The following is a 14862-nucleotide window of genomic DNA, read 5'->3' as shown; positions in this document are numbered from 1 at the left end:
CCCCATTGAATTTTGCACGAAACGGTACACAGGATGGAAATGGTAATGCAAGAGGCCGGCGCTCCGGCAGGTTCACAGCAAGCGGTGCAGCCCGGTCCCGCCTTCGTCCACTTGCGCGTGCACTCGGAGTACTCGATCGTCGATGGCCTGGTGCGCATCGACGACGTGGTCAAGGCAGCGGCGAAGGACAAGCAGGTGGCGCTGGCCGTCACCGACTTGTCGAACCTGTTTGGCATGGTCAAGTTTTACAAGGAAGCGCGCGGCAAGGGCATCAAGCCCATCGTCGGCGTCGACGTGTGGATCACGAATGACGACAACCGCGAAAAACCGTCGCGTTTGCTGTTGCTGGCGAAGAATCGCATGGGCTATCTGCAACTGTGCGAACTGCTGTCGATGGCCTGGCTGACCAACCAGTACAAGGGACGCGCGGAGCTGCGCATCGAGTGGCTGCAGGCACTGGCGACGAATACCTACGACCTGTACCCGGGCGAAAGCGCGGCAAATGGCTTGATCGCCCTGTCCGGCGCGCATTTCGGCGATGTTGGCATTGCTATCGAGAATGGCAACTTGGCCCTGGCCGAACGCAACGCCCAGCGCTGGGCCGAGATTTTTCCCGGCCACTTCTATGTCGAGATCCAGCGCGGCGGCCAGGCCAACCAGGAAGCGCAGGTGCGCCATGCGGTGGCGCTGGCGGCCAAGCTCGGTTTACCCGTGGTGGCCACGCATCCCGTGCAATTTATTTCCCCAGAGGAATTTATTGCCCACGAAGCCCGCACCTGTATCGCCGAAGGCGAAATGCTGGCCAACGCCAAGCGCGTGAAGCGCTTCAACGACAGCCAGCGCTTCCTGTCGCAGGCGGACATGGCGGAACTGTTCGCCGACTTGCCTGTCGCATTGGCCAATTCCGTGGAAATCGCCAAGCGCTGCAACCTGACCTTGACCCTGGGCAAGCCACAGTTGCCGAACTTCCCCACGCCGCCCGGCATGACGATCGACGAGTTCCTCGTTGCCGAATCGCAGGCGGGCCTGGAAAAACGGCTATTGCAGCTGTATCCCGATCCCGAGCGCCGTGAAAAGGAGCGCCCGCGCTACGAGTCGCGCTTGAAATTCGAGACGGACACGATTTGCAACATGAAATTCCCCGGCTACTTCCTCATCGTGGCCGAGTTTATCCAGTGGGCCAAGGAAAACGGCGTACCCGTCGGCCCGGGCCGCGGTTCGGGTGCCGGTTCGCTGGTGGCGTATTCGCTGCTCATTACCGATCTGGATCCATTGCAATACAACCTGCTGTTCGAGCGTTTTCTCAATCCCGAACGCGTCTCGATGCCCGACTTCGATATCGACTTTTGCCAGGAAGGGCGCGACCGCGTCATCCAGCACGTCAAGGATTTGTATGGCAAGGAGGCCGTCTCGCAGATCGCCACCTTCGGTACCATGGCGGCCAAGGGCGCGATCCGCGACGTGGGCCGGGTGATGGACTTCGGCTACAACTTCTGCGACGGCATCTCGAAGCTGATCCCGTTCAAGCCGGGCAAACCCGTGTCGATCGCCGACGCCATCGAGGAAGAGCCGTTGCTCAAGGAGCGCCAGGAAAACGAGGAAGAGGTCAAGCAGTTGCTGGACCTGGCGCAGCAAGTCGAAGGCATCACGCGCAATATCGGCATGCACGCGGGTGGCGTGCTGATCGCTCCGGGCAAGCTGACGGATTTCTGCCCGCTGTACACGCAGGGCGGCGACTCGGGCGTCGTGTCGCAGTACGACAAGGATGACGTGGAGGCCGTCGGCCTCGTGAAGTTCGACTTTTTGGGTCTGACGACCCTCACGATTCTCGACCGCGCCGTGCGCTACATCAAGCAGCTCGATCCCGCGCAGGCGAACTTCGACCTGGCCACCTTGCCGCTGAATGACAAGCCGTCGTATGACTTGCTGACCAAGGCCAAGACCGTGGCCGTGTTCCAGCTCGAGTCGCGCGGCATGCAGGGCATGCTGAAAGATGCGCGTCCCGACCGTTTTGAAGACATTATCGCGCTCGTGGCGTTGTACCGTCCGGGCCCGATGGACCTGATTCCCGATTTTTGCAAGCGCAAGCACGGTGAACGCTTCGATTATCCCGATCCGCGCACGGAATCGATTCTGTCCGAAACCTACGGCATCATGGTGTATCAGGAGCAGGTGATGCAGATGGCGCAGATCGTCGGCGGCTACTCGCTGGGCGGCGCCGACATGCTGCGCCGCGCCATGGGTAAAAAGAAGGCCGAAGAGATGGCCGAGCACCGCGAGATCTTCCGCGCCGGTGCGGCGAAAGATGGCTTGACGGCGGAAAAGGCCGACGAGATCTTCGACTTGATGGAAAAGTTCGCCGGCTACGGTTTTAACAAATCGCACGCCGCCGCCTATGCCTTGCTGTCGTACCACACGGCGTATTTGAAGGCGCACCACACGGCCGCCTTCATGGCCGCCAACTTGTCGCTGGCCATGGACGACACGGACAAGATCAAGATCCTGGTGGAAGACTCGCTGGAAATCTGCAAGCTGACCTTGTTGCCGCCGGATATCAACGAATCGGACTACCGCTTCACGCCGAGCGGTGCGCCGCCGTCCGTGAGCGGCAAGAAAGTCACGCAGATCCGCTATGGCCTGGGCGCCGTGAAAGGCTCGGGCCAGAACGCCATCGAAGCGATCATCGCCGCGCGCGAGGCCGGCGGTCCCTTCACGAGCCTGTTCGATTTCTGCAAGCGCGTGGATAAAAAGCAGATCAACCGCCGCACCATCGAGTCGCTGATACGCAGCGGCGCCTTCGACTGCCTGAAGGTCGACCGCGCCATCCTGCTCGCATCCGTGGCGTTCGCCATGGAATGCGCCGACCAGGCGGCCAAGGCGGCCAATCAGGTGAGCCTGTTCGGCGGCGACGACAGCGACATGGTGGCGCCGCCCGAGTACGTCAAGGTGCCCGTGTGGAGTGACAAACAGCGATTGACGGAAGAAAAGATCGCCCTGGGCTTCTATCTGTCCGGCCATCTGTTCGACTCATATGCGCCCGAGGCGCGCCGTTTTGCGCGCACGAAATTGTCGGAACTGTCGCCGTCGCGCGAACCGCGCATGATGGCTGGCGTCATCACGGGTTTACGCACGCAGATGACGCAGCGCGGCAAGATTCTCATCGTCACCCTGGATGACAAGAGCGGTACGGTGGAAGTGACCGTGTATGGCGAATTGTTCGATTCCAACAGGAAAATTTTCAAGGAAGATGAATTTCTCGCCGTCGTCGGCAAGGTGTCGGAAGACCGTTTCTCGGGCGGCTTGCGCATCACGGCCGAGAGCGCTTTCGACATCATCGCGGCGCGCGTGCAGTATGGCCGCCAGCTGGGCCTGACCTTGCCCGCCACGCTGGACGCCAAGCGCATCCGTGACGTGATCCTGCCGCACCGGGCCGAGACGGGCTTGCCGATCGCTGCGCGGGTCAGCCCGCAAGGCGTCAGTTGCGTGCTGCAGTTCGGGGACGAGTGGAAAGTGGCGCCATCGGATGAATTGCAGATGGCGCTCGAGCAAATGCTGGGCGCGCAAGAGGTGGCGGTCGAATACTGACCTGTAAGTGCTCAGATCGTAAAACAAAGCCAAACCGCAGACGTGCTGGTTTGGCTTTGTTGGTTTACATGTATTTCAGGCCCGTGATCGCATAGCCCTTGGCGGCGATCTGCTGGTGCGGCTGTTCGATATGGTAGTCGGGCAAGATCTCGGCATCGTCGGCCACTTCGCTGGCGCGTACTTCGAGTTGCCAGTCGGTATTGGTCACTTCTTCCGGAATGAGCTTTCCTTCCGGTACGGCGAGGTAGGAAAAAATGCCGTCGTGCTCGGCCCGGCGGTAGATGTCTACGCGCATGAATGCCTCCTAGTAAGCGTTGGGGGAACCGGTGAGCGCCAGGCGTGAACAAGGCGCCAACCGATTTGGCTAGCGTAACAGGATTGCGGCCGGCATGGTTTTTGTCGTGCGCGGCGGCAGGCGTGGCCTGCCGTTTCCTTGCCTGAGGTCAATAACGGTAGGTGGCGTAGACGGCGCCGATCGGCGTGGTCTTGCGCTGCACGATGGGGCTCTTGCCAGCGTCGCCCAGCAGGGTCGTCACGCCGACCAGGGTGTTGACGCTCCAGCGCGCGTCGATCCTGTGTTCCCAGCTGGCGCTGGCCTGCGCTTCATAAAAGCCGCCCTTGGGCGTGTAGCGCTTGAACGCCGTGTTGGCGGCCTGGACGGCCGTCACGCCGTACATGGTCTGCACATATTTTTTCTCGCCCCAGCCCGCTTGCAGGCTCAGGCTGACGGTGTCTTGCTGCTGGCCCTTGCTGTCGCTGCGGCCATAGATCTGGCCGCTGGCGCCCAGGTGCAGATTGGCGCCATTGTCGCGCTGTGTCAGGGGAATGTCGCTCGAAACGCTCAGCTGCAGGCCTGGCAGCGGCGAGTAGCCCATCTCCAGCAGGGCGCTGGCGTTGCCTTTGACGGCACCCATGCCCTTCAGGTAATTGCTGCCGCCCATGCCATTGACGCCCGTGCGCTTGTGGTCGGCGCGCTCGCCACGATAGCCGAGCGCGGCGCTGTAGCTGAAGGGGCCGGCCTGGCCGCCATAGCCGAGGCCGCGCGTGGTACTGGCGAAGAAACCATTGCTCATGGCGTAATCGAGGATGACGACTGGCAAGGCCTGGATCTTGTCGCCGCCCGAGTAGCTGGTGGCGGCGCCGACGCCGCCACCGATGGTGAAGACATTGCCGGAGGCTGGCTCGGCCGCCAGGGCGGACAAAGGCATGAAAAGCAGGCTGGCCAGTGTCAGGGTCGAGGACAGGGTAGTAGTTGCTTGCATAAGATGTTTCCGTCAGGTGGAGAACCGAGTCCGGAATGGCTCGATTGACTGCGGCTAGTATCGGCCTGTGCCATGAAGGAGAAATGAGCCTTTTATTAAGATTGCATGAAGAGCGCTTCTTTACCCATTCTTCAGCTTGCGGTGGTTTAATACTCACCATGAAGATATTGCTGATTGAAGACGACATGGACCTGGGCAACGGCGTGCGCATCGCCCTGCGCGACCAGGGCCTGCAAGTGGTGTGGGTGCGCAGCCTGGAAGACGCGGCGCGCAGCATCGAGCACGACAGTTGCGAACTGGTGCTGCTGGACCTGGGCTTGCCGGACGGCGATGGCCTCGACTTGCTGGCCCGGCTGCGCGCCGCGCGCCTGCCGGTGCTCATCCTGAGCGCCCGCGATACGCTGGAGCAGCGCTTGCGCGGCCTCGATGGCGGCGCCGATGATTACCTGGTCAAGCCCTTCGTGCTGGCCGAGCTGCTGTCGCGCGTGCGCGCACTGGCCCGCCGCAGCTATGGCTTCGATGGCGACACCATCGAACTGCGCGGCTTGCTGCTGCAGGTGCCCACGCGCCGGGTCAGCGTGCAGGGGCGGCCGGTGGAACTGACGGCCAGCGAATATGCGCTGCTGAAAACCCTGCTGATGCGCGCCAACAGAGTCATTACGCGCCGCGTGCTGGAAGAGCATATCCTGCCCGGTGGCCTGGCCAACGCCAGCAATACTTTGGATGTGCATATGGGTAACTTGCGCCGCAAGATAGGCGAGGGCTATATCCGCACCTTGCGCGGCGTCGGCTATGTCATCGACCAGCAAGGCGATTCCCCGGCGCCGCCGGGCGCGTCGGCATGATCGGCCGCGTCTGGGCCATGCTGCGCCGGCCCACGCTGGTGCGCCGCCTGATGATGGCGCAGATGCTGACGCTGACGGTGCTGTGGAGCCTGGCCGTGGCCTATGTGCTGTTCGAGGGGACGGGCGAAGCGAGCAATGTGGGCCGCGGGGTATTGCGCGCCATTATCAGCGTGGCCGATAACCTGGCCGACCAACCCGCGCGCCAGCAGCACAGCTTGCGCATGATCGATGAAGCCCTGCGCGAGGAGTTTGAAACGGGGCAAGTGCCGGAATTGGCGCCGCGTATCCTGGTGTGGCGCGGCGGCGAGCTGGTCTACAAGTCGCCCGAGGCGCCCAGCGGCATCCGCAGCGCCGGCCCCGAGCAGATGGAAATGGTGTACATCAAGGGCCAGGCCTGGCGCAGCCGCAGCCTGACCGAGGGCGGCACGCGCGTGACGGTGCTGGAGGTGGGCGGCCCATGGCAGTTTTTCATTACGATCAATTCACACGGCTATTACCTGCTGCCATTGTTGATCAGCCTGCCTTTCCTGCTGCTGCCGGCCTGGCTGTCGATCCGCCTGGCCATGCGGCCGTGGCGCCGCGTGGCGCAAGAGGTGGCGGCGCGCGGGCCGCAGGATTTGCGCCCGCTGGCCTTCAAGCCACCGCATGGCGAACTGGCGGCGCTGGTCGACAATATCAATGCGCTGCTGCAGCGCGTGGGCGCCAGCGCCGCGCGCGAACGCAGCTTCATCGCCGACGCCACGCATGAGCTGCGCACGCCGCTGGCGGCCATGCGTGTGAATGTCGAAGCCTTGCAGGCCCAGGCCAGCGACCCGCGCCAGCAAGAATTGCTTGATGGCATTTTGAACAGCGGCAACCGCGCCGCGCGCCTGGTGGGGCAGCTGCTGCAGCTGACGCGCAGCGAAGTGCAGGCGCAGGCGGGCGAACGGCCGCCACAGGCGCTCGATATCCTGCTGCAAGACCGCTTGGCCGCCCTGTCCGGCCTGGCGCAGGTGGGCGGCATCGAGCTGGAGCTGCAAGCGAGCGTGTCGCTGCAGGTGCCGGGCCAGCGCGAGAGCCTGGTATCGCTGATCGACAACCTGGTGGAAAACGCCATCAAGTACAGCCCGCATGGCGGCAGCGTGACGGTGTCGCTGCATGCCGAGCGGGGCCAGGCGGTGCTGCACGTGGCGGATCAGGGGCCGGGCATTGCGCCGGCCCTGTATGAACGCGTGTTTGACCGCTTCTTCCGTGCGCCGCAGCAGGCCCAGCCTGGCAGCGGCCTGGGCCTGGCCATCGTCGCTTCCGTGGTGCAGCAGCATGGCGGCACCATCCAGCTGCACCGCGCCAGCGGCGGCCAGGGCTTGCTGGTTGAGGTACGCCTGCCGCTGGCGCCGTCCGGCCGGGCAGTGGTTTGACTTGCCATGATGCATAGGCGATACTGCTTTCCTGCTCCGGCGTGCCACCGTGTGTCGCGCTGCAGCGCCACCGTTTTTCACTAGATACCGAGCCCCTCCCTCCATGAATTTCTTTGCCCGCCGTTCACAATGGCCTCAAGCCATCCTTGCCGTCTTGCCGTTCACCCTGTTCTTTCCAATCGGCTTCATGTACGCCGGCGTCGTGGCTTTCATCATCGCCTACCTGCTGGCCGGCGACTTCGCCAGCCGCTGGCGTCACGTCAAGGAAAGCCCACTGCGCTGGCCGGTGCTGGCGCTGAGCGTCGTCTCCGTGGGCGCCGGCATCTTCCTCGAGCGTCCGCCCAGCGAATTCTGGACCGATCTCGTGCATTACCAGATTTTTGTCTTCTTGTTATTTTTTGCCAGCATAGGCCCTGGCGCGTGGCAGCACCGCGCCGTCAAGACCTTCTTTGCCGGCGCCACGGTGGCCGCCACCCTGTTTTATCTCAATTACCTGGGTGTGTTACCGAACGTGGGCTTTTTCCGCAGTTATGTGTTTTATTCCGGCAACAAGTCGATCTTGCTGGGAGTGTTGCTGGGCATTGCTTCCGCCTGGATGCTGTTCCAGTTGAGTGAGCAGCCGGCGCGGCCCGTCAACTGGCCACGCCTGCTGCAATTCCTGTATGTGGCTGTGGCCGGTCTGTTGCTGGGCAAGACACGCACGGGCAGCCTGATCTTTGTCATGCTGTGCATGCTCATCGGTGCGCGTCACTTGCATCTGTCGTGGCGCAATGTGCTGGGCGTGCTGGCCGTGGGTGTGCTGCTGATTCTGATGCTGGCGCAAGCGTCGGGCCTGCGCCAGCGCGTCGACAACACGATGGCCGATATCGGCGCCTTTTCCGAAGGCAAGGAAACCAGCGAGCAAGGCATTCGCCTGGCGATGTATGGCGTCACCTTGCAAATCATTGCCGAGAAACCGCTGCAGGGGCATGGCGTGGGCACCTGGCTGCAGGAATACCGGGCCAGGACAGTGGGCAATCCGATCAGTATTCATTTGACGCCGCACAATGACTACATGCTGTACATGGCGGAAATCGGCCTGTTCGGCCTGCTGGCACTGCTGTGGGTACTGGTGAGATTGCTCGTGCATGCCTGGCGTACGGGAGGCGAGCGTGGCATGTGGCTGGGGATGCTGACCTTATCGCTGATACTGGGCGCCATGTTCAACGCGATGATACGCGATGGCGTCTTCGGCATGGCCTTCATGATCTTGCTGGCGATTCCGCTCGCGGGCGCCTTGCCGGCGCGGGCGGGGCAGTTGCCTCGCATACCGGACTGATCCGGTAATCCGCGCCGCCCCCATGTGCGGGCGGCGCGGTCCTGCTTTACCTCAACTGCTTTACATCAATTGCTTTACTTGGCGCTGGCCGGCACGCGCGTGGCCACGCCGGTGGCGATGGCCGCTTGCGACACGGCAGGCGCGACCCAGCTGCGCAGGCGCTCGTCGAACGGCGACGGGATCAGCTGCAGCGGGCTCAAGGCGCTGCTTTCGTGACCCGGCAATGGTTCTTTTGCCAGCGCGGCGATGGCGCGCACGCAGGCCAGCTTCATCTCTTCATTGATGGTGGTGGCGCCCACGTCGAGCGCGCCGCGGAAGATGTACGGGAAGCACAGCACGTTGTTGATCTGGTTCGGGTAATCCGAGCGGCCCGTGGCCACGATGGCGTCGTCGCGCACGGCGTGCACTTTTTCCGGGGCGATTTCCGGATGCGGATTGGCCAGGGCGAAGATCAATGGCTTGGCGGCCATCGATTCGACCATCTGCGCGCTGACCACGCCACCCTTCGAGACGCCGATGAAGATGTCGGCGCCGACCATGGCATCGGCCAGGTCGCGGTCGCTCGTGTCGTTCGCGTAGCGCGCCTTGTTCTCTTCCATGCTGGCATCGCGGCCCGGGTAGATCACGCCCTGGCTGTCGCACACTTTCAGCAAGGATTTGTTCAGGCCCAGCGAGACGAGCAGGTCCAGGCAGGCGATCGAGGCGGCGCCAGCGCCCGAGACGGCCACCTTGACGTTGCCGATATCCTTGCCCACCAGTTCCAGGCCGTTCAGGATGCCGGCCGCGACGATGATGGCCGTGCCGTGCTGGTCGTCGTGGAAGACGGGAATGTTCATGCGCTTGCGCAATTGCTGCTCGATATAGAAGCAATCGGGCGCCTTGATGTCTTCCAGGTTGATGCCGCCGAAGGTCGGCTCCATGCGCACCACGGTGTCGATGAACAGGTCGGGATCGTTCTCGGCCAGTTCGATGTCGAACACGTCGACGTCGGCAAATTGCTTGAACAGGCAAGCCTTGCCTTCCATCACCGGTTTGCTGGCCAGCGGACCGATATCGCCCAGGCCCAGCACGGCCGTGCCATTCGTGATCACAGCCACCAGGTTGCTGCGCGACGTGTAGATGCCGGCCGTGCGCGGATCTTCCACGATCGCTTCGCAGGCAAAGGCCACGCCCGGCGAGTACGCCAGAGTCAGGGCGCGGGCGTCGCCCAGCGGTTTGGTTGGCGTCACGGAAATCTTGCCTGCGCGGGGTTCCGCGTGATAGGCGAGGGCGGCTTCTTTCAGGTTGAAGGTTTCGCCGTTCTGTTCGGCGTGCTTGCTGTGCGAAGTAGACATAAGAATTCTGGGAAGGGCAACCAGGCCCGAGTGGTCAATCCGGGCCATGTTATGCAAGCGTTTGCACGCTGTCAAGGCTGGATTGTACTTAAGTCTACCAAAACCGCTTTGGGAAACGGCATTATTTCAATGCAAGCGTTTGCTCGGTTTTTGACGGAAAGAGGATTTTTTGCGATAAAATCACGCTATTGCGATCCGGGAAGCCCATGACAAACAAGAACCCCACCTTAAGCGACGTCGCGCGGGCCAGCGGCGTGCACTTTTCCACCGTCTCGCGCGTGATGAACCCGGCAACGCGGCAAATGGTCAGCGCCGAGGTGGCCGCGCGCGTGCTGGCCGAAGCGGGCCGGCTCGGCTACCGGCCCAACCGCGCCGCCTCTACCCTGGTCACGCGCAAGTCGCGCATCATCGGTGTGGTCTTGCCCGACATAACCAACGCCGTGTTCCCGCCTATCCTGCTGGGCATCGAGGAAGGCTTGCGCAAGCATGGCTACCTGGCCATCGTCGCCAACGTGGGTGCCGACGAGGAAGAGCAGCTGTTCGTCATCAACCGCCTGCTGGGGCAGCAGGTCGACGGCCTGATTTTGGCTACCGCACGGCGCGACGATCCCGTCATCAAGATGTGCATCGACCAGAACGTGCCGGTCGTCACCGTCAACCGCAGCGACGAGACGGGCGTCGCTTCCTGCGTCGTCAGCGACGACGTGGTCGGCATGCGCCTGGCCGTCGAGCACTTGCTGGCGCTGGGCCACCGCCATATCGCGCACATTGCCGGCCCGGAAAACCTGTCCACGGGGCATGTACGCCGCCTCGGTTTCCTGGCCGCCATCCAGGCCAGCGAACTCGATCCCTCGCAAGCGTTCGTGTTTGAAAGCAGCGGCTATTCGCGCGAATGCGGCAAGGCAGCCCTGCTGGAACTGCTGCGCCAGTCGCCGCAAACGACGGCCGTGGTGACGGGCAGCGACCTGGTGGCCCTCGGCTGCTACGATGCCATCCGCGAACTGGGCTTGAGCTGCCCGGACGATATTTCCGTGGTGGGCCACAACGACATGCCGTACATGGACATGATCCGTCCGCCGCTTACCACCATCCGCATCCGCCACCACGGCATCGGCACGGAAGCGGCGCGGCTGATCCTGCAAACCATCGACTCGCCCGATTCTCCCGTGCTCGACGTGCGCCTGAAACCCGAACTGGTGGTGCGCGAATCGACGGCGCCGCCGCGCGCTTGAACCGCATCTGTTCCCCTGTTTGCCACTCCACTGGCGAACATATGCCGACATGCGGGATTGTCCTGCACCATCTGCTATAGTGAAGTGCCAGACGCTATCGCTGGCCTGGCATTGCCGGCCGTGTTGGCCGGTTCAACGATGGTCATCCGTGCTCAATCTCACTTGACTAAGGAAATACATTGAAAACACCTTCTCCCCGTAAGATCCGCATGGCGCTCTTCGTGTTCAGCGTCGCCAACTTGCTGATGCTGTCAGGCTGCACTTGGCCGATCTTTAGAAACTGAGCCATCGGCGCCTGGCACGCGCACCAAAGGCGTTGCACCGTCCGGCTCCCGCCCGGCATGGCATGAAAGCGGCCGCAAGGTATGCCGCTGCTGCCGCATGGTGTTAAACTGGCGGCCCTCCATGTTTCCCTTGCCCTCCATCGCCATGACAAAAACCACCACGCCTTCCCCGAAACGCCGCGAAGAGGGCGTCGCCAAGCTGACCGTCAATCCCTTTCTCGACGCCGAGTTTTACGCGCGCATGCGCGACTACACGGAGCGCGATGCGGCCATCATCAAGGAATTGAAGGCGATCGCCGAAATTCGCGCTGGCAACAAGCAGCCCGATCCCCGCCTGGCGCCGTCGTTGCAAGCACTGCGCGATACCGTCAAGAAAGGCTTGAGCTTTGGCGAAATGCTGGAGCGCATGGCCGCTGGCAAGGAAAAAGGCCTGTGGGAACCGTGGATGACGACCTTCGGCATCGAGATCCGCGCCGTCAACTACGGCGCCGGCCCGCGCAACGCCTGCCTGGTGCTGGACCTGGCCGCAAATGCCCCGGCGCACGCGATGTTCGCCAAGGCGGGCATCCAGAACTGGCGCAGCCTGGCCGCCGACGACTGCTCCGTCGTGCGCTCGGAAAAGGCGACGGAAACGACGCCCTTGAAAGTGTATGCCGTGTTTTACCTGGATCCATTGCCGGCCTGATCCGCCAACAGCACCACCGCCAGCACGATCAGCATCACGCCCGACAGCCGTTCCAGCAGCGGCAGCGCGCGCGCAAAGCGCTGGCGCAGGGCGCTGCTGCCGATGGCCAGCGCCACCGCCATATCCCACGCCAGCACGGCAACGACCATCCACGCGCCATACGCTGCCATCGCAACGGGACTCGTCTGCCTGGCGGCCAGCACGGTGGCCAGGCTGACGTAGAACAGCGCATTTTTCGGGTTCAGGATGGCGGAGACAAACCCCATCGCGACACCGCCGCGCCAGCGCGCCTTGCCGGTGGCGGGCGCGGCTTCCAGGTTGCTCTTGCCCGCATGGCGCAGGAACAGCCAGCCCAGGTACAGCAGATACGCGCATCCGGCCAGCCGCACCAGCATGAATGCCGTACTGCCCGCCTTGAGCACCGATAGTCCCGCAAACGCCGCCACGATAAACACCGCATTGGCCACGGTAATGCCCACGCACGTGCCGGCGGCGCCGCGCCAGCCGTGGGCCAGCGAGGTGCGCGCGATCAGGAAAAAATCGGGACCGGGTGACAGCAGGGACAGAAAGTGGGCGGCGGCGATCAATAAAAAGTCCTGCATGGCTTGCGCTCCTGAACGATAAGGAGGCGAGTATGCAATGCTGCCGCTGGCGCGTATTGAAGAAAATTGCAGACCTAGCGATAGCGTCCCGGCGTGATGCCCGCATGCGCCTTGAAGACGCGCTGCAGATGACTCTGGTCGGCAAAACCCAGCTCATGCGCCAGCTGCGCCAGCGCCGTCCCAGCCTGCAAGCGGCTGCGCGCGCGGTTGACGTGGGCATTCAACTGGTAGGCGTGCGGCGTCATGCCCGTGGCGGCGCGAAAAGCACGGATCAATTGATACGGGCTCAGGCCCGCCGCTTGCGCCAGTTGCCGCAGGCTGGCCGAGGGCTGCGTCTGCAGCGCTTCGAGCACGGGCGCCAGGTGCAGCGGCACGGGCTTGCGTTCCGAAGGCAGCAGGTCTGCACGGGTATCGGCGCAAGCGCCCAGGAAGGCCAGCAGCGCCGCATCCTTTTCTGCTGCGCCGGCGCTTGAAAACAGCAGCGCATGCATGACGCAAAACTGCGCGTACAGCACAGGGCAATGCAGCACGCGCGCCGTGTCGCCATCGAGCGCCGGCGCGTGTGCCTGCAGCCACCGCGCATCGAGATGCAGCATCTGGTAGCTCCACAGGGCGTCAGGCAGGGGATTGCAGGCGTGCACGCAGCCGGCCGGCACCAGCACCAGGCTGCCAATGCCGAGGGCGACCTTGCCGTCTTTGCTGCCCGTGAAGATGCTGCCGCCAGCGTCGACGGCGCCAATCGAAAACGTGGGATGGCTGTGCGGCTTGTAGCACGCCCGGCTGTGGCAGGCGCGCCGGCTCTCCACGTGGGGGAGAAGCGGGTCGCGCCAGAAGGCGGTGGTGCCCGGCATGGCTACATCAGGATGACGTCGTACTGCTCCTGGTGGTAGGCATTCTCCACCTGCAGCGAGATTTTCTTGCCGATGAAGTCACCGAGCATGGCCAGGTGCTGCGATTCTTCTTCCAGGAACAAATCGACGACTTCCTGCGAGGCGAGGATGCGGAACTCGCGCGGGTTGAACTGTTTCGCTTCGCGCAGCAGTTCGCGCAGGATTTCATAGCAGATCGTGCGCGAAGTCTTGACTTGTCCCTTGCCGGCGCAGGCGGGGCACGGTTCGCACAGGATGTGGGCCAGCGATTCGCGCGTGCGCTTGCGCGTCATTTCCACCAGGCCCAGCGGCGAGAAATTGCTCACCGAGACCTTGGTGCGGTCGCGCGACAAGGTGCGTTTCAGCTCGGCCAGCACGGCGTTGCGATGCTCGGCATTGTCCATGTCGATGAAGTCGAGGATGATGATGCCGCCCAGGTTGCGCAGGCGCAGCTGGCGCGCGATGGCGTGCGCCGCTTCCAGGTTGGTCTTGAAAATCGTGTCGGCGAAATTGCGCCCGCCCACAAAACCGCCCGTATTGACGTCGATGGTGGTCATCGCTTCCGTCTGGTCGACGATCAGGTAGCCGCCCGATTTCAGATCGACCCGGCGGCCCAGCGCGCGCAAGATTTCTTCTTCCACGCCATACAGGTCGAACAATGGGCGCTCGCCCGTGTAGTGCTGCAGGCGCGTCAGTTCGCTGGGCGTGTAGATTTCCGCGAATTCGCGCAGTTTCACATAGTTTTCGCGCGAGTCGACCTGGATGGTGGCCGTTTCATCGCCGACGAAGTCGCGCAGCACGCGCTGCGCCAGGCTCAAGTCCTGGTGCAGCAGGCTGGTGGCGGGACGCGTGCGCGCGCCGTGCGTGATGGTGCTCCAGGTTTTTCTCAGGTAGTCGACGTCCGCCTTCAGGTCCGCGTCGGACGCGTCCTCGGCCATGGTGCGCACGATGTAGCCGCCTTTTTCATCGGGTGGCAGCAGGCTTTGCAGGCGCACGCGCAATTGCTCGCGTTCCGCTTCTTTCTCGATTTTCTGCGAGATACCGATGTGCTTGTCTTGCGGCAGGTACACCAGCATGCGCCCGGCGATGGAAATCTGCGTCGACAGGCGCGCACCCTTGGTGCCGATCGGGTCCTTGATCACCTGCACCGTCAGCACCTGGCCGTCAAAGAGGATTTTTTCGATGGGAGCGGGCGTGGCGTTCTGGCCATCGTGGCCGCGCGCTTCCCAGATGTCGGCCACGTGCAAAAACGCGGCGCGCTCCAGGCCGATGTCGATGAAGGCCGATTGCATGCCCGGCAACACCCGCACCACTTTGCCGGAATACACATTGCCGGCCAGGCCGCGCGTGAGCGTGCGCTCGATGTGCAATTCCTGCACGGCGCCCTGCAGGATGAGGGCGACGCGCGTTTCTTGCGGCGTGATATTGATCAGGATGTCTTCGTTCATG

At 63.2% G+C, this 14862-nt stretch carries 11 protein-coding genes and 1 pseudogene; 6 read left to right on the top strand and 6 right to left on the bottom strand.

The features are described from left to right. Window positions 1-45 precede the first annotated feature (45 nt). Window positions 46-3585 carry a DNA polymerase III subunit alpha gene (gene dnaE / locus CLU91_RS11860; RefSeq protein WP_232730716.1) on the top strand — a complete coding sequence of 1180 codons (3540 nt, stop codon included), beginning with the start codon at window positions 46-48 and terminating at the stop codon, window positions 3583-3585. A 64-nt stretch (window positions 3586-3649) separates the two neighbouring features. On the opposite strand, the gene CLU91_RS11855 is transcribed toward dnaE, so the two are convergent. Both CLU91_RS11855 and CLU91_RS11850 read right to left on the bottom strand, forming a co-directional pair. Further along, window positions 3650-3880, bottom strand: coding sequence for a DUF6139 family protein (locus CLU91_RS11855; RefSeq protein WP_100874318.1), 231 nt, complete (start codon window positions 3878-3880; stop codon window positions 3650-3652). A 148-nt stretch (window positions 3881-4028) separates the two neighbouring features. Then, window positions 4029-4847 carry a MipA/OmpV family protein gene (locus CLU91_RS11850; RefSeq protein WP_100874317.1) on the bottom strand — a complete coding sequence of 273 codons (819 nt, stop codon included), beginning with the start codon at window positions 4845-4847 and terminating at the stop codon, window positions 4029-4031. A gap of 158 nt (window positions 4848-5005) precedes the next feature. On the opposite strand from CLU91_RS11850, the gene CLU91_RS11845 reads away from it, so the two are divergent. The 3 genes from CLU91_RS11845 (at window position 5006) to CLU91_RS11835 (ending at window position 8407) form a co-directional block, all read left to right on the top strand. Further along, window positions 5006-5692, top strand: coding sequence for a response regulator (locus CLU91_RS11845; protein WP_100874316.1), 687 nt, complete (start codon window positions 5006-5008; stop codon window positions 5690-5692). After that, the gene (locus CLU91_RS11840; RefSeq protein WP_100874315.1) at window positions 5689-7089 is read left to right on the top strand and encodes a sensor histidine kinase; all 1401 of its coding nucleotides are present in this window, start codon (window positions 5689-5691) and stop codon (window positions 7087-7089) included. The genes CLU91_RS11845 and CLU91_RS11840 overlap by 4 nt, the downstream gene beginning before the upstream one ends. 103 nt (window positions 7090-7192) lie before the next feature. Further along, window positions 7193-8407 carry an O-antigen ligase family protein gene (locus CLU91_RS11835; protein ID WP_100874314.1) on the top strand — a complete coding sequence of 405 codons (1215 nt, stop codon included), beginning with the start codon at window positions 7193-7195 and terminating at the stop codon, window positions 8405-8407. 95 nt (window positions 8408-8502) lie between these two features. Here the strand turns inward: CLU91_RS11835 and CLU91_RS11830 are convergent. Then, window positions 8503-9741 (bottom strand): annotated as a pseudogene (locus CLU91_RS11830) (malic enzyme-like NAD(P)-binding protein); the annotation flags it as partial. A 206-nt stretch (window positions 9742-9947) separates the two neighbouring features. Here CLU91_RS11830 and CLU91_RS11825 point away from each other — a divergent pair. Together CLU91_RS11825 and CLU91_RS11820 are read left to right on the top strand one after the other, a co-directional pair. Further along, window positions 9948-10973, top strand: a complete 1026-nt coding sequence (locus CLU91_RS11825) for a LacI family DNA-binding transcriptional regulator (RefSeq protein WP_100874312.1) — start codon at window positions 9948-9950, stop codon at window positions 10971-10973. Window positions 10974-11378: 405 nt separating this feature from the next. Continuing rightward, complete coding sequence (locus CLU91_RS11820; RefSeq protein WP_232730715.1) at window positions 11379-11942, top strand: hypothetical protein; 564 nt, start codon at window positions 11379-11381, stop codon at window positions 11940-11942. Here the strand turns inward: CLU91_RS11820 and CLU91_RS11815 are convergent. The 3 genes from CLU91_RS11815 to rng form a co-directional block, all read right to left on the bottom strand. Further along, the gene (locus tag CLU91_RS11815) at window positions 11918-12544 is read right to left on the bottom strand and encodes a LysE family translocator (protein WP_100874311.1); all 627 of its coding nucleotides are present in this window, start codon (window positions 12542-12544) and stop codon (window positions 11918-11920) included. The genes CLU91_RS11820 and CLU91_RS11815 overlap by 25 nt on opposite strands. A 74-nt stretch (window positions 12545-12618) precedes the next feature. Continuing rightward, window positions 12619-13395, bottom strand: a complete 777-nt coding sequence (locus CLU91_RS11810; RefSeq protein ID WP_100874310.1) for an AraC family transcriptional regulator — start codon at window positions 13393-13395, stop codon at window positions 12619-12621. Window positions 13396-13397: 2 nt separating this feature from the next. After that, a complete protein-coding gene (rng, locus tag CLU91_RS11805) occupies window positions 13398-14861 on the bottom strand; it encodes a ribonuclease G (RefSeq protein WP_034747098.1) in 1464 nt (487 codons plus the stop codon). Window position 14862: the final 1 nt, after the last annotated feature.

Origin of the sequence: Janthinobacterium sp. 64, assembly GCF_002813325.1 — a bacterium.
Taxonomy (GTDB): Bacteria; Pseudomonadota; Gammaproteobacteria; order Burkholderiales; family Burkholderiaceae_D; genus Janthinobacterium.
This window is presented reverse-complemented; position numbering and strand designations above follow the sequence as displayed.